Below are 19,650 nucleotides of genomic sequence, written 5' to 3' on the forward strand. Positions count from 1 at the left end.
TGAGGTATCGGTGCCCCCGAGCCGCTGCGGGTGCTACTTACGGCGCAGCGCGGCCATGTTGTCGTAGCTCAGTTCCGCGAACTTGAGTGACTGGCCCGGGTCCGCGGCGCCGCCCGGCGCGTTGTCCTGCTCGTACATCGGGTAGTGATGGCCGCTCTTCAACTTCCGGAAGAAGGCGGAGTAGTCGATGTCACCGGTCCCGAACGGCACCATGTCGTAGCCGTTGGGCGAGGCCGGGTTGGCCCGGCCGTCCTTGGCGTGGAACAGCGGGAAGCGCCGCTCCTGCGGCCTGACCACGGCGATGGGGTCGAAGATGTCGGTCCGGACGGAGCCGTCGGGCGCGGTGTAGGTCCTGAACTTGTGCTGGGCCACGTGCGCCCAGAAGATGTCCATCTCCAGGTACACGTAGCGCGGGTCGGTGATCCTGAGGAAGTACTCCAGCCTGCGGATCCCCGACGAGCGGGTCGGCCTGCCCTGCGCGTCCGGCGGGCCGCAGTCCAGGAGGAAGTCGTAGGCCGCGTCGTGGTTGTGGGTGTAGAGCCTCGTCCCGCCCGCCCGCTTGGCGATCCTGCCGAGCTGGTGCCACTTGTCGGCGGCCACGTCCCAGTCGGCCTTGTACGGGCTGGACGTGGGGTCGGCGCCGGTGCCCATGTGGTCCAGGCCGAGGATGTTCGCGATCTCCAGCGCCTGCTCGAACCGGTCGAGGTCGCTCGGCGTCAGCGGCCAGGAGCCCGGGATGAAACCGTGGTTGCCCTCGGCCCGCAGCCCGTTGTCGTCCAGCCACCGGCGCAGCAGCCTGGCGCCCTCGACGGTCCCGAGGTCGGCCCCGCCCTCGGCGTTGGCGTGCTGCCGGTAGCCGGCGAACTCGACCCGTTCGAAGCCGATGTCGGCGAGCGCCTCGAAGACCCGGCGGAAGCCCGACGGGAGGCCGGTGCCGAGCGGATCGCGCGAGATCGCGTCGCGGACGGTGTAGAGGATGATGCCGCGCTTGCTGGGGCGGATCAGCGGCCCGTCGGCCGCGGCCCGGCCGGGCAGGGCGGGGATCGCCGCCGCACTGGCGATGCCGGTGGTCGCGGCCAGAAGCCGGCGGCGGCTCAGGCCGAGCCTGCGGCCGAGCACGTCGTCCTGGGCCTGGATCTCGAAGTCGTCCACGCACGTTCCCTTCATGAGGAACGCGTGCGCCGACCGCGTCGCAACCAACGTCTCCGCCCCGTCCGGCGTGCCACCGCCGTCAGGCTTGGAACGTCCACATTGTCATCCGGGGGTGTCGCGGGGTCAATGGTCCTCAACCGGCCACGGTGCGGTCGATGGTGTCCGGCGCGAGCACGTGCTCGACGACCATGACCGCGGCGCCGATGACGCCGGCCCGGTCGCCGAGCTCGCTGGCGCGGATGCTCAGATGCTGGGTGGCCAGCGGGAGCGAGCGGCTGTAGATGACCTCCCGCACGCCCGCCAGCACATGCTCGCCGGCCTCGGCGATGTCGCCGCCGAGCACGATGGCCGACGGGTTGAAGAAGTTCACGATCGAGGCCATCACGCCGCCGATCTCGCGTCCGGCCTGCCTGATGAGCTGCGCGGCCCTGGTGTCGCCCGCGCGCATCAGCGCCACCACGTCGCGGCTTCCGCGCGCGTCGACGCCCTCGGCGCGCAGCGTCGCCGCCATCGCCGCGCCGCCGGCGACCGCCTCCACGCAGCCGACGTTGCCGCACCGGCACAGCACGTCCGACGAGGCCAGCCGGATGTGGCCGACGTCGCCGGCGGCGCCCCGCGCGCCCCGGTGCAGCCGGCGATCGGAGATGATGCCGCAGCCGATCCCGGTACCGATCTTGATGAAGATCATGTGGTCGACCTCGGGCCGCGCGGCCCAGTGCTCGCCGAGCGCCATGATGTTCACGTCGTTGTCGACCAGGACGGGCGCCCCGATCCGCTCCCCGAGCCACGCCGGTACGGGGAAGCCGTCCCAGCCGGGCATGATGGGCGGGTTCACCGGCTGCCCGGTGGTGTGCTCGACCGGTCCCGGCAGGCCGACGCCGGCCCCGCACACCTGCGCCAGGTCGCGGCCGGCCTGCTCCAGCAGGTCCTGGAACGCGGTCACCAGCCAGCCGAGCGTGGCCTCGGGCCCCTGGTCGATGGGCAGCTCCACGGCCCGTTCCACGAGCACGGTCATGCCGAGATCGATGACGGCCAGGCGGGCATGGGTGGCCCCGAGGTCGGCCGAGAGCACGACCCGCACGCTCTCGTTGAACGCGAACGCCGCCGCCGGCCGGCCCCCGGAGGAGATCGCGTCCTCGGTGGCCACGACCCAGCGGTGGTGCATCAGCGCGTCCAGCCGCTGCGACACCGTGGACCGCGCCAGCCCGGTGAGCTGGACGAGCTCGCCGCGCGTGCGGGCCTGCCCGTCCCGGAGGATCGTCAGCAGCGAGCCGACGCCGACGCTGTGATGACCGGTTTCACCTGGCATGCGCCCCACTTTGTTCCGACCGTCCACGGACTTCCGTTGACGGGAATCATAAGTGGTGCTTATCTTCCCAGAATAGGCCGGACATAAGGGATCACCTGTCCGTAACGAGTGCATCGTTGGGAGGAAGCCGCTCCCGCCGGCCCTTGCTCGTCCTCTGGCTCCGCCGCCTGGTGGATTCGGCCGGTTCCCCCTCCGTCGTCGCGCCGAGACACGGGGACCGGGGAGTGCCACCCTGTCCGAATCCGCCAGGCGGCGAGACCGCCGTATGGTCCGACCGGCACGGCATCAGGGCCGCAGGAGTTCCCCCCAGTCGGCCGGCCAGTTCAGCAGGACGAAGAACACCATGATCCCCAGATTGGTGGGGGCGGCGATGCGTTCCTGCAGCTCGCTGGCGGCGACGATGTGCGTCGTGGTCGCCGCTGTCAGCAGCAGCATCAGCGCGGCCGCGCCGATGAACTTGAAGCGCTTGCGGGGGAGCACCAGCAGCACGGCGCAGACGCCCTCGATGGAGCCGACGATGAACCGGAACCAGGACGGGTATCCCCACTCGGCGAACTTCACGGAGTACGCGGGGCCGAAGAAGGTCGGGCCGGGCCAGAACTTGGTGATGCAGCCCATGATGAACGTGAAGGCCACGATCCAGTAGAAGGCGGTGAGCAGCCGTCGCGGCCACACGCGGTCGGGCATGATCCTTTTCCTCCAGGAAGTCGTCCGGGAATGACGCGTCCGCCGGTCACATCGGCGGTGTTTCGCCGGTCAGTGCTCATGACAGGCCGCGACGAAGGAATGTGACCGGTGGACGAGAACGAATTTCTGGCCGAGCGCTTCGAGGAGTACCGGAACCATCTGCACGCGGTGGCGTACCGGATCCTGGGCTCCGCCAGCGAGGCCGACGACGCCGTACAGGAGGCCTGGTTCCGGCTGAGCCGCTCCGGCACCGAGGGGGTGCGGAACCTGGGCGGCTGGTTCACGACGATCGTCGCGCGGGTGTGCCTGAACATGCTCCAGTCGCGCAGGACGCGGCGCGAGGAGCCGCTGGAGGTCCACACCCCCGGTCCCGACGAGGAGGCGGGCCCCGAACACCAGGCGCTCACGGCCGATTCGGTCGGCCTGGCGCTCCTGGTGGTCCTCGACATGCTGACGCCGGCCGAGCGGCTCGCGTTCGTCCTGCACGACATGTTCGCCGTGCCGTTCGACGAGATCGCCCCCATCGTCGAGCGCAGCCCCGCCGCCGCACGGCAGCTCGCCAGCCGCGCGCGGCGCCGCGTCCAGGGTGCGGACACCGTCCCCGACGTCGCCCGGCAGAAGGAACTCGTCGCCGCGTTCCTCACCGCCTCACGCGAGGGCGACTTCGAGGCGCTGCTGACGGTCCTGGCCCCCGACATCGTGCTGCGCGCCGACCGGGCCGCCGTCCGGACCGGAGCGTCCGCCGAGGTACGCGGCGCGAAGGCGGTGGCCGAGACCTTCTCCGGCCGCGCCCAGGGCGCGCGACCGGCGCTCATCGACGGTGCCGCCGGAGCCGTATGGGCCCCCGGCGGCAGGCCGCGCATCGTGTTCGGCTTCACCTTCGCCGACGGCTTGATCACCGGGATCGTCCTCCGCGCCGACCCCGACCACCTGAGCCGCCTGGACCTGGTCCTCCTCACCGGCTGACCCGCGACCAGGTCACCGCCTCTCATGGCGGGAGGCGAGGCGGCGCAGGAGCACCTCCGCGGGGCCCCGGCGGCCGGTCCGGGCTGCGAGGTCGGCGGCGGCGACCGTGGCCAGCCAGGTCAGTACGGCCACGGCGGCCATCGCGGCGGTTCCGACGTCGTCGCCGAGGCCGCCCTCGTACCCCGCGAACAGTGCGATCAAGATGGGAGGCCCGCCGACGCTAACGAGAACGACGTCATCAGCCATAGTACTGAGCAGACCACCACCGTCTCGGCCGGCGTTCCGACGGTACGGACTGATACGACGACGGTCAGCCGCGGTATGCGGTGCGTGATCTCGGCCGAAGATCTTGCCCGAGTGCTGAGGAACGCGATCCCGTTCGCGGCCACTGATGCGACCCTCCCGGCCCTCAACGCGGTCCGGCTGGAGGTGTCACCAGGCGGAAATCTGGCCATCGCCGCCACCGACCGGTACGTACTGTCGGTCGAAACGCCGGTACTGATGCCGTTGGAAGAGGACGACGATCCTGACCATCCCGCACCATGTGAGGGTGGTTTCAGCCTGGCCTTGGCGGACGCCCGGAACCTGGTCAAGCTACTTCCCAGGCGTGGCCCGCACCGCCAGTTGCTTCCGGCGGTACTGAGCGTGACACAAAAATGCACCCGATCGAGCTGGGAGAACCAGCAGACCGGCGAAGTGACCGACGGATACGAGCAGGTCACCAGGACGCTGACCGTGGAAGTCGCAGAGGGCGCGGCGCCGGTCAGAGTCGAATTCACCGAGGTGGATGGTGGCGAGTTCGTCAATTACCGAAGCATGCTCGCCGGCCACGTACCCGGGCACATCGACTCGATCGCCTTCAACCCCAGACTGCTCGCCACTTTCACCCGGGTCACCTGTGCCGAAGGCAAGGCCACCCCGATGGAGATGTCCCTTCGGGCCGAGCGAAGGTGCTCAAGGTACGGATCGGGGAGCACTTCGAGGCGCTCATCATGCCGGTGCACCTCTCCACGTACAGCGTGGACATGCCCGAAGTATCGCTGACCAAGCAGGACCGCGGCGCTCCTCCCGCGCGGCAAGACGAAGCGAGCACAGCCGCGTGATGCGCCCACATGAAGAATCCTTCCGAGCCTGAATGCTTGATGTGGCGCCACCGGCTCTTCGACGTCGAACGCCCGGTCGGCCTCATGCTGACCTACGCGGCCATCATCGCCACGCTGATCGGCGTCTATGCCGTGGTGGCGATCGGCGTGGTCGACGGGCGGTCAGGGGTCAGGCCGTTACGGCGACTTGGGAGATGAGTTCGGCGAACGCGCGGACTCGGGCGGTCTCGCGGCTGACCGGCCACAGCAGTCCATAGTCGATCGGCGGCGCGCCGTGAAAGGGGATCATCACGACACCTGGATGCGAGTAGTACTGCGCGGCTCGAAGGGATGCGGGCGAGACGCCTTTTCCCGAGCCGACCAGCGAGACCACTTCCTGCCAGTAGGTGGCGCCGGGGCCATGCGGGATGGGGAGCCCGGACGGGGTGCGGCGGGGGTAAATGGCGTCCAGCCAGTACTCCGGTACGTCCGTGCCCGCCATGGCGATCAGTGTGGTCTGAGCGAGGTCTTCCACCGACACCGATGGGCTTGCGGCGAGCGGGTGCCGTACGGGGACCATGAGCCCGCGCGGTTCGGCGAACACCACGGGTCCGACGGCGATGTCGGGCTCGCGGATGGGGAACTCGGTGAGTTGCAGATCGATAGCGTCGGCGCGCATCGGGCCCAGGGGGTCGTTGAGCTGCACTTCTGTGATGTGCACCTCGGCGTCGGGATGGCGACCTTGGAAGAGGTCGGCGGCTGCGATGACGGCCTCGCCAGACCAGGGGGCGGAGAACCCCACCCGGATCGGGCCGGCGAAGCCGCGCGCGGCGGTGCGTGCCTGGTCGACCGCGCCCTGGATCTGGCGGTGGGCGGGGAGCAGGCCGTCCCGGAGCTGCTGTCCGATCGGGGTGAGCGCGACGTGGCGGCTGGTGCGGTCGAAGAGAGGGGCGCCGATCCGGCGTTCCAGTTTCTTGATGATCTGGCTGACGCGGCCCTGGGCCAGCCCGAGTCGTTCGGCGGTGCGCCGGAAGTGCAGTTCCTCGGCCAGCGTCAAGAACGTCTCGATCTCATGCCGTTCCACGGCGCCCGCCCTTCATCGGTGAGTACGGCTCACCGGACATGGTCAACATCGGTCTTGTTGCGGACATCCTCAACCGGAACTCTGGACGCATACAAATCCCGGCACGGTTCACGAAGGGATGATCACGATGAGAATCACCCGGTTGCACACCCTGACGCTCCTGACCGGCTCAGCGCCGGTGGTGGGCGTCGGCGCCTCGGCCCCGCGATGACCGTCCCCGCCCATGTCACGGCCTTGCTGCGGCACTGCGCCGACCTGCGCGACCGCACCCACGGCCACGCCCCGGCGGCGCGTGGCCGGCCCGGCAAGGAGGTGCTCTTCCTGCAGACGGTACCGCTCCTTGACCGGTTCGCCCGGCAGGCGCTGGAGGAACTGAACGGACCTCTGCTCCTGGACACCGGCCAGGTCACCGCCTCCGGCGCGCGCCGTACCGGCGAGCGGGGACTGGAAGCGCGATGGGAGCTGTCCTGGCCCGAACAGCGACTGGCCGGCATCGGCGCCGTCAGGCTGCACGCCTTCTACGGCGCCGGGTTCGACCACCCGCACCTGCAGGGCGGAACGGTCGGCCGATGGCCGCTGAACGTCTTCACCGCCGAGCAGGCCGCCGCCGAGTTGCACACCCTGCGCGCGATCGCGGTCGCCGACCTGCACAACCTGGCCGCTCAGCGCGATCACCGCATCATCCCCGCGGTCAGGCGGTGACGACCGCACCACTCGCACCATCGGAGGGCGTCCTCGGCACGGCCTGCGCCGATGGTCCATGGGCGCAGACGGCGGCATTGCGCCCGTGTCCGCCCCGAGCCCTCACCTAGCAAGAGACCGCCTGGTTCAAACCCGTCCTGGCTGCGAATGATCTTCCCGCTCGCAGCGGCCTCGATCACTGGAGTGACCATGACCTTCTTCACCGTGCAACGCAACGGCCGACCGGCGACCGCCGAGGACCTGGCGCCGCTGGCCTTCGCCGGCTACGCCCACTTCACCGCGATGCAAGTGCGCGGCAATCGGATCCGGGGCCTCGACCTCCACCTGGAGCGCCTGCACGGCGCTTCGAAGGAATTGTTCGGCCAGGCGCTGCCGGACGATCGAATCCGTTCCCTCCTGCGGACGGCACTCAAGACCGGCCCCGCCGACCTCTCGCTGATGGCGACGGTGTCCTCCCCGGCCGGCGAGTTCACCGTCGCCGGGGACGACGTCGAACTCGATGTGCTGATCCGTACCGGGCCTGCCTCGTCCGGCCCGACCGGCCCGCTGGCGCTGGCGGCCGTGGAGCACGAACGTGCCCTTCCCGCTGTGAAGCATGTCGGTGAGGTGGCCAAGACCTACTTCCTCCGCCAAGCCGCCCGGCAGGGCTTCGACGACGCCGCATTCGTCGACCGTCGGGGACGGCTCAGCGAGGCATCGATCTGGAACCTGGCCTTCTGGGACGGCACCTCGGTGGTGTGGCCGGAGGCCGAGATGCTGGCCGGGACCACGATGGGCATCCTCGGCCGCCAATTGGACCGCCTCGGCATCCCGCAGCGCGAGCAGGAGATCACGCTCGCCGACCTGCCCGCACTGTCGGGGGCCGTGGTCATGAACTCATGGTCCCCCGGCATCCCGGTGCACCGGATCGGCTCCCAGCCCGTACCCGAGGCCCCGGCCTTCCTGGAATCGCTGCGCCGTGCCTACCAGGCCGAACCGCTCACCTCCCCCTGACCAGCCACCACGGCAACTCGCCGCCGACCACGAACAGGAGTTCAGGATCTCCCTGCTGCTCGTCCCGCCACACGGACGGCGCGACGGCCCCGAAGCGGCACCTCCGTTACGCTCGTCACTCTTCTTGTTCGCATCAGTGCGGCTCGAGGAGGGCAGGCCATGCAGCCGCTCGCGCAGTTCGCCGGGGCCGTCGCCCTCAGGGGCATGCTCAGTCCCCGGAACCGGCGTGAGGCGCGGTGTTCTGGCGGTGATGCGGACGAAGCCGACGAGGTCCCGGCGGCTGGTGTAGGTCTGGACTGGTACGTCGCTTCCGGCGCCCGGGCCACGTCGGCATCGTCATCGGCAAAGGACACATGATCGCCGCACCACGGGTTTCCGGAGCGCCACTGATCGTAGGTCGTACGGGGGATGCGATTCCCGCGGCTTCGGATTCCTGCCCACCAGGCCCGCCCCGGCGACCTGATCTTCATGCGTATGGAGTCGCGCGGCTTCCGGCGGCAGGTGCCGTGGACAGGGCCATGAGGGGCAGGGCGATGATGGCTGAGGCTGTGCCGCTGATGGGCAGCATGGTGCCGATGTGGAAGCTCATGATTCGTGGTCCCCGTCCTGACCGATGTCGGCGGGGGAGAGGGAGAGCACCTCCCAAGGGCCGTGGGGCGTATTGCTCGCTTTGCCGTTGCGTACTCGGCGGAGGGTGACGGTGAAGGACTGGGTGTCTTGCGCCTACTGGTTGGCGTGCAGGGTCTGCTGGTGGCCGCTGACCAGAAGAATGATCGCGTTGGCCTGAAGGTCGTGGATGCGGATGACGCGGGCGTTGGCCACCACGATCGTCTGTTCGCGTTGACGCGTGGCCAGGACGGCGGAGTTGTGGGCGCTTCGCGCGAGTCGCTGGTACAGCTCATCACTGGTGATGGGGCGGAGGCGGGCGAGGTATGCCTCGGCGGGCTGGTCGTATCGGTAGCTGCCGTATGCGGTGATGAACTGACGGGCGAGCTCGGTTGCCGCGGCCAGGTCGGGCTGTGGCACGGGCAGCAGGGTCTGGACCGGAACCTGCGGCGCCCCCAGTGCATGGTGGAGCCCGTACTCGCGGCGCGGGCCGGGCAGTACGAACAGAACCGGAGTGGTGATCGCGGTGAGGTGGGCCAAGCGGGCGTAGGCGTCGACCTTGCGGCGGTCGTTGCACAGGGTGACGGGCCGGGGGACGGGTGAGCGGCGGACGGTAGCGCTCACCCGCGGATGATCTCCGGTTTTTCTCCACCCGACGCCGAAGGCCCCGGCTCACCGGAGTGAGACAGGGCCTTTGAACTGCGCCGACGCGGGTGGGCGATACTGGGATTGAACCAGTGACTTCTACCGTGTCAAGGTAGCGCTCTCCCACTGAGCTAATCGCCCGCGATCGAGCCCCGGGGGGCACGTTCGTTGAGGTGGAGACGGGATTTGAACCCGTGTACACGGCTTTGCAGGCCGTTGCCTCGCCTCTCGGCCACTCCACCAGAGCGAGACGGTTGCCTCACCTCAGAGCGGAAGACGGGATTCGAACCCGCGACCCTCACCTTGGCAAGGTGATGCTCTACCACTGAGCCACTTCCGCGTGTTCCGCTCGGGGGCCTTGCCCCTTGCGGCGACGGGGAAAACATTAGCGCGTTCGGGCCGCTTCCCCAAACTGGGTTTCCGGGACGGTTCGATCCGGGCCGAAGGATGGGCCGCTTAGAGTCGGGGGTATGACCGGGTTTCAGGCGGATATCGCGCCCGTGGCGGCCCTCATGGCGGACCGGGGGCGGGCCGCGATGCTGACGGCGCTGCTGGACGGGCGGCCGCTTGCGGCGGGGGAGCTGGCGCGTACGGCGGGGGTGAGCGCGCCGACGGCCAGCGCGCACCTGGGCCGGCTGCTGGACGGCGGGCTCGTGACGGTGGTCAAGCAGGGACGGCACCGGTACTACCGGCTGGCGGGGACCGGTGTCGCGGAGGTCATCGAGGCGCTGAGCCGGATCAGCGCGCCGGTGGAGGTACGCAGCCTGCGGCAGTCGCGGCAGGCGAGGAGGCTGCACCGGGCGCGGAGCTGCTACGACCATCTGGCCGGCGAGGCGGGCGTGGCCCTGTTCGCGGCGCTGGCCGGGGGCGGGCTGCTTGATCAGGACTGCGAGGTGACCGAGAAGGGGGAAGAGCGCCTTCTCGGGGTGGGCATCGACGTCGGGACGTTGCGGAAGGCACGGCGGCGGTTCGCGGGGGAGTGCCTGGACTGGACGGAACGGCGCCCGCATCTGAACGGGGCGCTCGGGGCGGCGCTGCTGGTGCGGTTCATCGAGCTGGGCTGGGTCGTACGGGGGGACAGCCGGGAGCTTCTGGTGACCGAGGCGGGCCTTCAGGGGCTGGCGGATTCGTTCGGGTGCGTGCTGCCGTGATGTTCGCCTATGCGGGTGGCGTCCTCGCGACCGGGCTGAGGGACGTGACCAGCGATCTCGGGGCGCTGGACTCGCGGGGATGGTGGGCGGTCGTCGTCACCTATGAGGGGAAGGTGACGTGCGCGCGGTTCGACCGTGTCGAGCGCGGCCCCCATCCGGGTGGACGGTGGGTGCCGCCGGGGGAGTGGTCCAGTTCGCTGGACGAGGGCGCCTACATGCGGGGCGTGGAACGGATCCGCGCCGCCATCGCGGACGGGGACGTCTACCAGGCGAATCTGTGCCGGATCTTGTCGGCGACGCTCGACGGCAGGGCGGAGATCGGTGGTCTGGGGGCGCGGCTCGTCCGGGGGAATCCGGCGCCGTACGCGATGACGCTCAAGCTGCCCGGGGTGGAGATCGCCAGCGCTTCGCCGGAGCTCTTCCTGTCCCGGGACGGCGAGGTCGTGGAGTCCCGGCCGATCAAGGGGACGGGCCGTACCGAACGGGACCTGCTGCCCAAGGACCGGTCCGAGAACGTGATGATCGTCGATCTCGTGCGGAACGACCTGGGCCGGGTGGCCGAGGTGGGGTCGGTGAGCGTGCCGGAGTTGTGCGCGCTCGAGCCGCATCCCGGTCTGGTGCATCTCGTTTCGACCGTACGGGCGCGGCTCGGCGGGGGGATCGGATGGCCGGAGCTGATCGATGCGACGTTTCCTCCGGGTTCGGTGACGGGTGCCCCGAAATCCAGCGCGCTGACCTTGCTGGATGCGCTCGAACCGGTACCCCGGGGCCCGTACTGTGGGGCCATCGGCTGGGTGGACGCGGACTCCCGGCGCGCCGCCCTGGCGGTCGGGATCCGGACGTTCTGGGCGGAGGAAGGCCTGCTGCGGTTCGGTACCGGGGCGGGGATCACCTGGGGGTCCGAGCCCGCCCGCGAATGGCGCGAGACCGAGCTCAAGGCGGCTCGGCTATTGGAGGTGGCTTCCGGTGACGGCGGCACAGGGCACGATCTGGCTGAACGGCGAACTGCTCGATCCTGAGCGGGCGACGGTGTCGGTCTTCGACCACGGGATGCTCGTCGGGGACGGGATCTTCGAGACGGTCAAGGCCACCAACGGGGAGCCGTTCGCGCTCACCCGGCATCTGCGCAGGCTGGCCCGTTCGGCGGCCGGGCTGGGGCTGCCCGAGCCCGACCAGGACGCGCTGGCGCACGGGACGCTGGAGGTGCTGGCGGCCGCGCCCAAGTGGCCGCTGGCCCGGATCCGGATCACCTACACCAGCGGCCCTGGTCCGCTGGGCTCGGACCGCGGGAGCGCGGGGCCGACGGCGAGCATCATCGCGGCCGAGCAGAAGCCGTTCCCGGCGACGGCCGACGTGACCGTGGTGCCGTGGCCGCGCAACGAGCGGAGCGCGCTGAGCGGGCTCAAGACGACGTCGTACGCCGAGAACGCGCTGTCGCTGGCCTACGCCAAGGAGCGCGGCAGCGGCGAGGCGATCTTCGGCAACCTGGCCGGCGACCTGTGCGAGGGCACCGGCACCAACATCTTCGTCGTTCGCGGCGGGCGGCTGGTCACGCCGCCGCTGTCGGCCGGCTGCCTGGCGGGCGTGACGCGGGCGCTGGTGCTGGAGTGGTTCGGCGCCGAGGAGGAGGACCTCCCGCTGGAGGACCTCTACCGGGCCGACGAGGCGTTCCTGACCTCGACGACCCGCGACGTCCAGCCGATCCGCGCGGTGGACGGCACCGTGCTGCCCGCCGCGCCGGGGCCGGTCACCGCCAAGGCCATGGAGGTCTTCGCGGCGCGTGCCGCCGAGCAGCTGGATCCGTGACGTTCCGTCAGGAGTCGAAGGTTCACGGAATGTAGGCGGATATGATCGAACATATGTTTCAATAAGTGCGTGAGGCTTGTGGAGCGGGGCGCGGTCGCAGGTGTTCGACCGCAGAGCACCTACCCGTGGTTCCAGGAGGGCGGGATGCCCGTCGGTGCTCGCCGTTTGCCGTCTGGCACGATCATCGTGGCCACCCGGCCGCCTGGGAGGGGCGGCGGTGCCTCGTTATACGTGCGTGGCTTGCTGTGATCAACGCGTTGTCCTGGACCGGCAGCTCACCCGCCGCACCGAGTTCACGACCGCAGCCGGGCTGCCCGCCATCATGTCGGTGACCGAGGTCAGCGTCTGCCGGTACGGGCGGCGTGGGGCACGCAACCGCGCCCTGCGCGCGGTCACCGCCACCAAGGGCGTGGCCGAGCCCGGCGGGGGCGGCCTGTGAAGGTCGTTCAGGCGTACCGGTACGCGCTGGATCCCACTCCGGGTCAGGCCGTCGCGCTGGCCTCACATTGTGGTGCGGCGCGGTTCGCGTTCAACTGGGGATTGGCGTCGGTCAAGGCCGCGCTCGATCAGCGAGAGACGGAGAAGAGCTACGGGATCTCTGCCGAGTCGCTGACCGAGGTGCCGTGGAATTTGTACGCTCTGCGGCGGGCGTGGAACGCGGCCAAGGGCCAGGTCGCGCCGTGGTGGGCGGAGAACTCCAAGGAGGCCTACAGCAGTGGCCTGGACGGCCTGGCGCGGGCGCTGAGGAATTGGAGCGCCTCCCGTAAGGGGGAGCGGACGGGTAAGCCGGTCGGGTTCCCCCGGTTCAAGTCCAAGCACCGTGCTGCGTTGTCGTGCCGGTTCACTACGGGTGCCATCGGTGTAGAGGCCGGTCGGCATCATGTGACGCTGCCCCGGCTGGGCACGATCCGCACCGCCGAGTCCACCCGCAAACTCGCCCGCCACCTGGAGCGCGGCACCGGCCGGATCCTGGCGGCGACCGTCCGATACCAGGGTGGGCGATGGTTGGTGTCTTTCACCTGCCAGATCGACCGGGCTGACCGTACCCCTGCCCACCCCGACGCCGTCGTCGGGGTTGACCTGGGGGTGAAGGAGCTGGCGGTGCTGTCCACCGGGCAGGTGATCCCCAACCCCCGGCATCATGCCGCAGCGCTGCGCAAGCTCCGCAAGCTCAACAAAGAACTCGCCCGCCGCCACGGCCCCCGCGCCCTCGACGGCGGCACACGCCCGCCATCGGCCCGCTGGCACCAGACCAAGGCCGCACTGGCCGAAGCGCACGCGCGGGTCGCCGGCCAGCGGCGTGACGGCCTGCACAAACTCACCAGTCGTCTGGCCGCCACCTACGGCACGATCGTGGTCGAGGACCTTAACGTGTCGGGGATGCTGGCCAACCGGCGGATGGCCCGCTCGGTTGCCGACGTCGGCATGGGCCAGGTGCGGTGGCAGCTCGAGTACAAGACCGAATGGGGTGGCGGGCGGCTTGTGGTGGCCGACCGGTGGTTCCCCTCCTCCAAGACCTGCTCGGGTTGCGGCGCGGTGAAAGCCAAGCTCGCCCTGTCCGAGCGCACCTACGTCTGCACCGTGTGCGGGCTGGCCCTGGACCGGGACCACAATGCCGCACGCAACCTGGCCGCGCTTGTGGCCAACGTCGCCCAGAGTTGCGGGGAGACGCAAAACGCCCCCCGGAAGACCGGGTGGGACGGCACCAGCCGTTCCGGCGGAGCCGGTGTAAGCCCCACCCCGGGTGGGCGGTCGGCCGTGAAACGGGAACCCCTGAAACGGGGAACGCCGGGCCGCAAGGCCACGGCTACCTGAAATGTGCTCACACACGAGCACATTTCAGGTAACGGTCTTTACCTGATCGGCTTCTTGGGTCACGTTAGCGGTGACGCTAGGAGGTCATCGTGGACTTCTCCCGGAAGCGGATCGGGGTCCCGGCGGCGCTCTGCCTGGTCCTGGCGGGCGGCTGCGGCGGCGGTGGCGCCCCCGCCGACCCGGACCGCGGCGCGGACGCCAAGAGCTACACCTTGACGATCACCCGCAACGCGATCGAGGGCGGCAAGAACGCGGGCGAGGCCGAGTGGATCACCAGGACGGTGATCCCCGGCTTCGTGGCGGCCCAGAAGGCCAAGGGCGTCCAGGCCAAGGTGGTGTTCCAGGGCCAGGGCGTCGACGACGAGCCGTACAAGACCAAGCTGGCCCTCGACCTGAAGTCCCGCTCGGGTGCCGACATCATCGACGTCGACGGGATCTGGGTCGGGGAGTTCGCCCAGGCCGGCTACCTGAGCCCGCTGAGCCGGGTGGTGGGCGCGCGCGCCGACACCTGGGACGGCTGGGCGCAGATCCCGCGTTCCGTCCAGCAGCTGGCCACGTTCGAGGGCAAGCGGTACGGGATCCCGCCCGCGACCGACGGGCGGGTGCTGTTCTACAACAAGCGGCTGTTCGCCCGGGCGGGGCTGCCCGCGACCTGGCAGCCCAAGAGCTGGGAGGAGATCCTCGCGGCCGGGCGCGCGCTGAAGAAGGTCCCCGGGGTGACACCGATCCAGCTGAACGCGGGCACCGCGATGGGCGAGGCGACCAGCATGCAGGGCGTGCTGCCGCTGCTGGCAGGGACCGGTACGGAGATCTACTCGGGCGGCAAGTGGGCCGGCGGCGGCGCCGCGGTCAAGCAGGTCCTGGGCCTGTACGAGGCGATCTACGGGCGCGAGGGCCTGGGCGATCCGAAGCTGCAGCAGGAGGCGAAGGGACGCGACAAGTCGTTCAGCGAGTTCGCCAAGGGCGAGATCGGCATCCTGGCGGAAGGCGACTACTTCTGGCGGGACGTCATCAACCCGGAGACGGGCGTGGCCAAGATGAAGGACCGCGACCGGGACGTCGGATACGCGCTGATCCCCGCCGTCTCACCGGGCAAGGGCGTGCGCGGCCAGTCGTACGTCAGCATGTCGGGCGGCTCGGTGAGCGTCCTCAACCCCAGCACCAAGTACCCGCAGCAGGCGTTCGACCTGCTGGCCTTCATGAACTCGGCGCAGATGCACAAGGCCAGGACGGCCGGCACACCGGAGATCACCGCCCGTACCGACGTCAACCGGGAGATCCTGGCCGGCGACCCGTTCCTGTCGTTCGTCTCCGAGAAGGTCCTGCCGATCACCTCGTACCGGCCCGGCCTGGCGGTCTACCCGCAGGTGTCGACGGCGCTGCAACAGGCCACCGCGGCCGTGGTGGCGGGACGGAGCGTGGACGAGGTCGCCGCGGAGTACGGCAAGAGGCTGGAGGGCATCGTCGGTGGCGCCGCCAACGTCACCACCGGTTAGCGGGAAGGCCGCCACCGGCCGCGCCGTGGCGAGCGACGCCGCGGGGCTCGGACGGGGCCGCGCGGTGGCGTTCGTGGCCCCGGCACTGGTGCTGGTCGCGGTCTTCCTGGTCTTCCCGGCGCTCTGGACGCTCTACCTCGGGACGACCGACTACCGGCTGACCGGCATCGCGGCGAGCGATCCGCGGTTCGTCGGAGCCGAGAACTACACCGCCGCGCTGAGCGACCCGGAGTTCCATCGCTCGCTGTGGCTGACACTGCAGTTCGTGCTGGGCTCGGCGATCATCGGGCAGACCGTGCTGGGGTTCACGATCGCGTGGGTGATGCGCGACCGTACGGGCCCGGTCCGGCGGCTGGTCGAGGCGCTGGTGCTGCTGGCCTGGATCCTGCCAGGCTCGGTGATCGCGTTCCTGTGGATCGCGCTGCTGGACCGGGACGCGGGCACGCTGAACGCGCTGCTCGGCACGCCCGGCACGGCCTGGCTGCTGGACCATCCGATGGCGTGCGTCATCGTGTTCAACGTCTGGCGCGGGACGGCGTTCTCGATGATGCTGTACGGCGCCGCGCTCGGGAACGTACCGCCGTCGCATCTGGAGACCGCGCGGCTGGCCGGGGCCTCCACCTGGCAGACGCTGCGGGACGCGGTGTTCCCGAGGATCCGCGGCCATGTGCTGACCAGCCTGCTGCTGGTCAGCCTGTGGACGTTCAACGACTTCACGCCGTTCCTGATCACGGCGGGCGGGCCGGACGGCCGGTCGGAGATCATGTCGGTGTACGTCTACCGGACGGCGCTGGACGACGGCCGGCTCGGGTTCGGTGCCGCGGTCTCGCTGCTGATGATCCTGATCAACCTGGCGATCGCCCTGGTCTACCTGCGCGCGCTGCGCCGCAGGGCCGCCGACGGCCGGGTGGCGGACGGCCGGGCGGTGCAGGCGGGCCGGCCATGAGCGCGGTACGGGAGGCGCTGCGGCGGATCGGGCTGGCGACGTTCGTGTCGGTGCTGCTCGGCTTCTTCTCGCTGCCGCTGCTGTGGCTGGCGTTCGCGCCGTTCGACGCCGAGCCGGAGATCGCCGCGTCGCTGCCGCGGTTCACGCTGGACAACTTCCGGGTGCTGCTGGACAACCCGTACGCGCTGGCCTCGCTGCGCAACTCGGTCCTGCTCGCCGCCGGGACGGCCGCGCTGGTGGTGTCGAGCGCGGCACTGGCGGCCTACGCGCTGAGCCGCGTCCGGGTGCCGGGACGGGACGCGCTGCTGTACGCGCTGCTCCTGCTGTCGTCGATCATCACCGGCACGGCCGCGATGGTGCCGATCTTCCTGCTCGCCTTCAACCTCAACCTGATCGACTCCCGGCTGGGGGTGATCCTGGTGCTGACCGGCGGCCTGCTGCCCACCGCGATCTTCATCCTGAAGGACTTCACCGACGCCACGCCGCCCTCGTACGAGGAGGCCGCCCGGGTGTTCGGGGCCTCGCCGACGCAGGTGCTGCGGCACGTGGTGGCGCCGGTGATCCGCCCGGGACTGGCGACCGTCACGGTCTGGACGGTGGCGCAGGTGTGGGGCGACTTCCTGATGCCGTTCCTGCTGCTGCGCGATCCGGGCAAGGCGCCCGCGTCGGTGATCATGTACACCTTCTACACCGAGGGCGGCCAGCCGAACCTGGCCCTGATCTCGACGTTCTCGCTGCTCTACGCGCTGCCGGTGGTGGCGATGTACCTGTTCGTGAGCCGCCGGTACGGCTTCCGCTTCCACGGAGGGATCAAGCGCTGATGGCGGGCATCACGCTGCGCGGGCTCACCAAGGACTACCCCGGCGGGGTCAGGGCCCTGGACGCGCTGGACCTGGAGATCGCCGATGGGGAGTTCTTCGCGCTGCTCGGACCCTCGGGCTGCGGCAAGACGACGCTGCTGCGGACGATCGCCGGCCTGGAGGTCGCCACATCCGGGTCCGTCCAGATAGGGGACGCGGACGTGACGCGACTTCCCCCTGGGCGGCGCGATGTCGGCATGGTGTTCCAGGACTACGCGCTGTTCCCCCACATGACGGTCACGGACAACATCGCCTACCCGCTGCGCATCAAGAAGAAGGGCAAGGCCGAACGGCACGCGGCCGCCGCCGATGTGGCCTCCGCCCTGGGCCTGGACGGATTGCTGGAACGCCGTCCAAACGAACTGTCGGGCGGGCAACAACAACGGGTGGCGCTGGCACGGGCGATGGCGGCGCGGCCCCAGGTCTTCCTGCTGGACGAGCCGCTGTCCAACCTCGACGCCCGGTTGCGACTGGAAGCCCGTACGTTCCTCAAGCGGCTCCAGAAGGAACTGGGCGTCACCACCGTTTTCGTCACGCACGACCAGGCGGAAGCCCTCGCCATGGCCGACCGTATGGCGGTCATGGAGTCGGGACGCATCCGCCAGGTGGGGACACCGTCCGAGGTGTTCCGGCGTCCCGCGAGCCTGTTCGTCGCCTCGTTCATCGGCTCGACCCCCATGAACCTGCTCCCCGGACATGTGCGGGGTGAAGGCGTCGTCATCGCCGGCGAAACCGTCCTCCCGCTTCCGGACGGTGCGCGCGGGACGGCGTCGGATGGCGAGGAGGTCGTGTACGGGATTCGTCCCGAGTATCTGGACTTCTCCCTAGAGAACACCACCGACATGAGCAAAGGAACGTTCGCGGGCCGGGTGGCCGTAGTAGAGAACCTGGGTAGCAGTTCGCTCGTGACGCTGGATGTCGCGGGAACGCTCGTCCACGTCGTCGTCGGGGAGGGACGCGAGCCGGGGCCGGGCGACCACGGACGGGCCCGCCCCCGTAGCGACCGGGCCCTGCTCTACCGGGACGGTGAACTGCTGAACGGTCGCGGCGGGGAGATGACGAATGCGCGTGATGGGGGCTTGATGGGGGAACGACCAGGATGAACGCCGTCGTACACCGAGGACGGTGGACGCTGGAGGACCGGGTGTCGGCGCCACTGCGCGAGCTGCCCGTCGAGGTGCCGCCCGGATGCGCGGCGCTGACCGTCGAGCTGTCCCACGAAGGCGGCGTCCTTGATCTGGGCTGCCACGGCCCCCACGGCTTCCGGGGCTGGTCCGGGGGCGCCCGCCGGAGGTACACGATCACGGCGGAGCACGCGACCCCCGGTTACCTGCCCGGCGAACTCGAGCCGGGCCTGTGGCATGTCTGGCTCGGCCTGCACCGCGTTCCGCCGGAGGGCGTCCCGTACGAGGTCGTCGCGACACCGTCCACGGCCGTCCCGGCGCCTCACCCGCCCGCGGCGCCGCCACCCGTACCGGACAGGCCGGCGCCCCGCCGCGACCTGCCCGCGCCCGCCGGAATGCGCTGGCTGGCCGGTGACCTGCACGCCCACACGCTGCACAGCGACGGGACCCTCACCGTGACCGAGCTGGCCTGCCTGGCGGCCGCGCGCGGGCTGGAGTTCCTGGCCGTCACCGATCACAACACCGTGAGCCACCACGCCGAACTGCCCGCGGCGGCCGCGCACGCCGGGATCATGCTGCTGCCCGGCCAGGAGGTCACCACCGACCTCGGCCACGCCAACGTCTTCGGCGGCGAGGGCCGGCCCGCCTGGGTGGACTTCCGCCGTACCGCCGCCGAATGGGCCGCCGGCGCCGCCGCGCGCGGCCAGCTCATGTCGATCAACCACCCGCTGGCCGGCGACTGCGCCTGGCGGTGGCCTTCGCCCGGCGCGTCAGAGGGCGCCGACGCGCCCGCACGGCCGCGGCTCGCGGAGATCTGGCACCCGTCGTGGTGGGATCGGCGGTGGGGAGCGCCGCTGGCCTGGGCACGGCTCTGGGGGCCCGGCACCGTCCCGGTCGGCGGCAGCGACTTCCACGACCCGGCCCAGGTGCAGCGGCTCGGCGAGCCGGTCACGTGGGTCCTGGCGGAGGACGATGACGTGCTGGGCGGCCTCGCGGCGGGCCGTACGGCGGTCGCGGCGCTGCCCCCGGGAGGCGGCGCGCCGGGGCCGCTGCTGCTGCGCGTGGAGGACGACCTGTTCGCGATCGGAGCCGAGGGGACCGTGCTCGTACGGCCGGACGGGCGCCGCGAGACCGTGCGCGGCGAACGGGTCCGGATCTCCTTGGCCGACCCAGGAATGCACCACCTGGAATCCCATGAGAACGAGGTGATGGCGCTGTGCGGGTGA

General features: G+C 70.4%; 20 protein-coding genes and 3 tRNA genes. 14 read left to right on the plus strand and 9 right to left on the minus strand.

Features of this window, described 5'->3' with window-relative positions:
* Positions 1 to 33: 33 nt before the first annotated feature.
* From ACH34Q_RS10455 to ACH34Q_RS10465, 3 genes are all read right to left on the minus strand, one after another.
* Positions 34 to 1,152 (minus strand): sugar phosphate isomerase/epimerase family protein, encoded by a 1,119-nt coding sequence (locus ACH34Q_RS10455; protein WP_395982620.1) that lies wholly within the window; start codon positions 1,150 to 1,152, stop codon positions 34 to 36.
* A 133-nt stretch (positions 1,153 to 1,285) separates the two neighbouring features.
* Positions 1,286 to 2,461, minus strand: coding sequence for an ROK family protein (locus tag ACH34Q_RS10460; RefSeq protein ID WP_395982621.1), 1,176 nt, complete (start codon positions 2,459 to 2,461; stop codon positions 1,286 to 1,288).
* A gap of 285 nt (positions 2,462 to 2,746) precedes the next feature.
* Positions 2,747 to 3,148 (minus strand): DoxX family protein, encoded by a 402-nt coding sequence (locus tag ACH34Q_RS10465; RefSeq protein ID WP_395982622.1) that lies wholly within the window; start codon positions 3,146 to 3,148, stop codon positions 2,747 to 2,749.
* A 108-nt stretch (positions 3,149 to 3,256) separates the two neighbouring features.
* Between ACH34Q_RS10465 and ACH34Q_RS10470 the strand changes: the two genes are divergently transcribed.
* Positions 3,257 to 4,114 (plus strand): sigma-70 family RNA polymerase sigma factor, encoded by an 858-nt coding sequence (locus ACH34Q_RS10470; RefSeq protein ID WP_395982623.1) that lies wholly within the window; start codon positions 3,257 to 3,259, stop codon positions 4,112 to 4,114.
* 12 nt (positions 4,115 to 4,126) lie between these two features.
* Here ACH34Q_RS10470 and ACH34Q_RS10475 read toward each other — a convergent pair whose 3' ends face one another.
* Positions 4,127 to 4,315 carry a DUF418 domain-containing protein gene (locus ACH34Q_RS10475; RefSeq protein ID WP_395982624.1) on the minus strand — a complete coding sequence of 63 codons (189 nt, stop codon included), beginning with the start codon at positions 4,313 to 4,315 and terminating at the stop codon, positions 4,127 to 4,129.
* A 129-nt stretch (positions 4,316 to 4,444) separates the two neighbouring features.
* Here ACH34Q_RS10475 and ACH34Q_RS10480 point away from each other — a divergent pair, with 129 nt between their 5' ends.
* A complete protein-coding gene (locus ACH34Q_RS10480; protein ID WP_395982625.1) occupies positions 4,445 to 5,158 on the plus strand; it encodes a hypothetical protein in 714 nt (237 codons plus the stop codon).
* Between the two features lie 228 nt (positions 5,159 to 5,386).
* Here the strand turns inward: ACH34Q_RS10480 and ACH34Q_RS10485 are convergent, their stop codons facing one another.
* Positions 5,387 to 6,280, minus strand: a complete 894-nt coding sequence (locus tag ACH34Q_RS10485; protein WP_395982626.1) for a LysR family transcriptional regulator — start codon at positions 6,278 to 6,280, stop codon at positions 5,387 to 5,389.
* A 207-nt stretch (positions 6,281 to 6,487) separates the two neighbouring features.
* Between ACH34Q_RS10485 and ACH34Q_RS10490 the strand changes: the two genes are divergently transcribed.
* Positions 6,488 to 6,982, plus strand: a complete 495-nt coding sequence (locus ACH34Q_RS10490) for a hypothetical protein (protein ID WP_395982627.1) — start codon at positions 6,488 to 6,490, stop codon at positions 6,980 to 6,982.
* Positions 6,983 to 7,171: 189 nt separating this feature from the next.
* A complete protein-coding gene (locus tag ACH34Q_RS10495) occupies positions 7,172 to 7,975 on the plus strand; it encodes an aminotransferase class IV family protein (RefSeq protein ID WP_395982628.1) in 804 nt (267 codons plus the stop codon).
* A gap of 723 nt (positions 7,976 to 8,698) precedes the next feature.
* Here the strand turns inward: ACH34Q_RS10495 and ACH34Q_RS10500 are convergent.
* From ACH34Q_RS10500 to ACH34Q_RS10515, 4 genes are all read right to left on the minus strand, one after another.
* On the minus strand, positions 8,699 to 9,205 hold the full coding sequence (locus tag ACH34Q_RS10500; RefSeq protein WP_395982629.1) for a hypothetical protein: 507 nt from the start codon (positions 9,203 to 9,205) through the stop codon (positions 8,699 to 8,701).
* Positions 9,206 to 9,295: 90 nt separating this feature from the next.
* Positions 9,296 to 9,367, minus strand: a tRNA-Val gene (locus ACH34Q_RS10505).
* A 30-nt stretch (positions 9,368 to 9,397) separates the two neighbouring features.
* Positions 9,398 to 9,468: transfer RNA gene (locus tag ACH34Q_RS10510), tRNA-Cys, on the minus strand.
* Positions 9,469 to 9,494: 26 nt separating this feature from the next.
* Positions 9,495 to 9,566, minus strand: a tRNA-Gly gene (locus ACH34Q_RS10515).
* 130 nt (positions 9,567 to 9,696) lie between these two features.
* Here ACH34Q_RS10515 and ACH34Q_RS10520 point away from each other — a divergent pair.
* The 10 genes from ACH34Q_RS10520 (at position 9,697) to ACH34Q_RS10565 (ending at position 19,650) form a co-directional block, all read left to right on the plus strand.
* Entirely contained in the window at positions 9,697 to 10,377 is a 681-nt protein-coding gene (locus tag ACH34Q_RS10520) for an ArsR/SmtB family transcription factor (RefSeq protein WP_395982630.1), read from the plus strand.
* Positions 10,362 to 11,396: a chorismate-binding protein gene (locus ACH34Q_RS10525; protein WP_395982631.1), complete on the plus strand. Its 1,035-nt coding sequence runs from the start codon at positions 10,362 to 10,364 to the stop codon at positions 11,394 to 11,396. The genes ACH34Q_RS10520 and ACH34Q_RS10525 overlap by 16 nt, the downstream gene beginning before the upstream one ends.
* Positions 11,344 to 12,183, plus strand: coding sequence for an aminotransferase class IV (locus tag ACH34Q_RS10530; protein WP_395982632.1), 840 nt, complete (start codon positions 11,344 to 11,346; stop codon positions 12,181 to 12,183). The genes ACH34Q_RS10525 and ACH34Q_RS10530 overlap by 53 nt, the downstream gene beginning before the upstream one ends.
* Before the next feature lie 217 nt (positions 12,184 to 12,400).
* Entirely contained in the window at positions 12,401 to 12,622 is a 222-nt protein-coding gene (locus tag ACH34Q_RS10535; protein WP_395982633.1) for a hypothetical protein, read from the plus strand.
* Positions 12,619 to 13,998: an IS607 family element RNA-guided endonuclease TnpB gene (gene tnpB / locus ACH34Q_RS10540; RefSeq protein WP_395982634.1), complete on the plus strand. Its 1,380-nt coding sequence runs from the start codon at positions 12,619 to 12,621 to the stop codon at positions 13,996 to 13,998. Before ACH34Q_RS10535 ends, tnpB begins: the two co-directional genes overlap by 4 nt.
* An 89-nt stretch (positions 13,999 to 14,087) precedes the next feature.
* Entirely contained in the window at positions 14,088 to 15,494 is a 1,407-nt protein-coding gene (locus ACH34Q_RS10545; protein ID WP_395982635.1) for an extracellular solute-binding protein, read from the plus strand.
* A 25-nt stretch (positions 15,495 to 15,519) separates the two neighbouring features.
* Complete coding sequence (locus ACH34Q_RS10550) at positions 15,520 to 16,440, plus strand: carbohydrate ABC transporter permease (RefSeq protein ID WP_395982636.1); 921 nt, start codon at positions 15,520 to 15,522, stop codon at positions 16,438 to 16,440.
* Positions 16,437 to 17,261, plus strand: coding sequence for a carbohydrate ABC transporter permease (locus ACH34Q_RS10555; RefSeq protein WP_395982637.1), 825 nt, complete (start codon positions 16,437 to 16,439; stop codon positions 17,259 to 17,261). The genes ACH34Q_RS10550 and ACH34Q_RS10555 overlap by 4 nt, the downstream gene beginning before the upstream one ends.
* Positions 17,261 to 18,403 carry an ABC transporter ATP-binding protein gene (locus ACH34Q_RS10560; protein WP_395982638.1) on the plus strand — a complete coding sequence of 381 codons (1,143 nt, stop codon included), beginning with the start codon at positions 17,261 to 17,263 and terminating at the stop codon, positions 18,401 to 18,403. Before ACH34Q_RS10555 ends, ACH34Q_RS10560 begins: the two co-directional genes overlap by 1 nt.
* Positions 18,400 to 19,650, plus strand: coding sequence for a CehA/McbA family metallohydrolase (locus tag ACH34Q_RS10565; protein ID WP_395982639.1), 1,251 nt, complete (start codon positions 18,400 to 18,402; stop codon positions 19,648 to 19,650). Before ACH34Q_RS10560 ends, ACH34Q_RS10565 begins: the two co-directional genes overlap by 4 nt.

The sequence above is a fragment of the Actinomadura sp. 9N407 genome, from assembly GCF_044326315.1.
Lineage (GTDB): Bacteria > Actinomycetota > Actinomycetes > Streptosporangiales > Streptosporangiaceae > Spirillospora.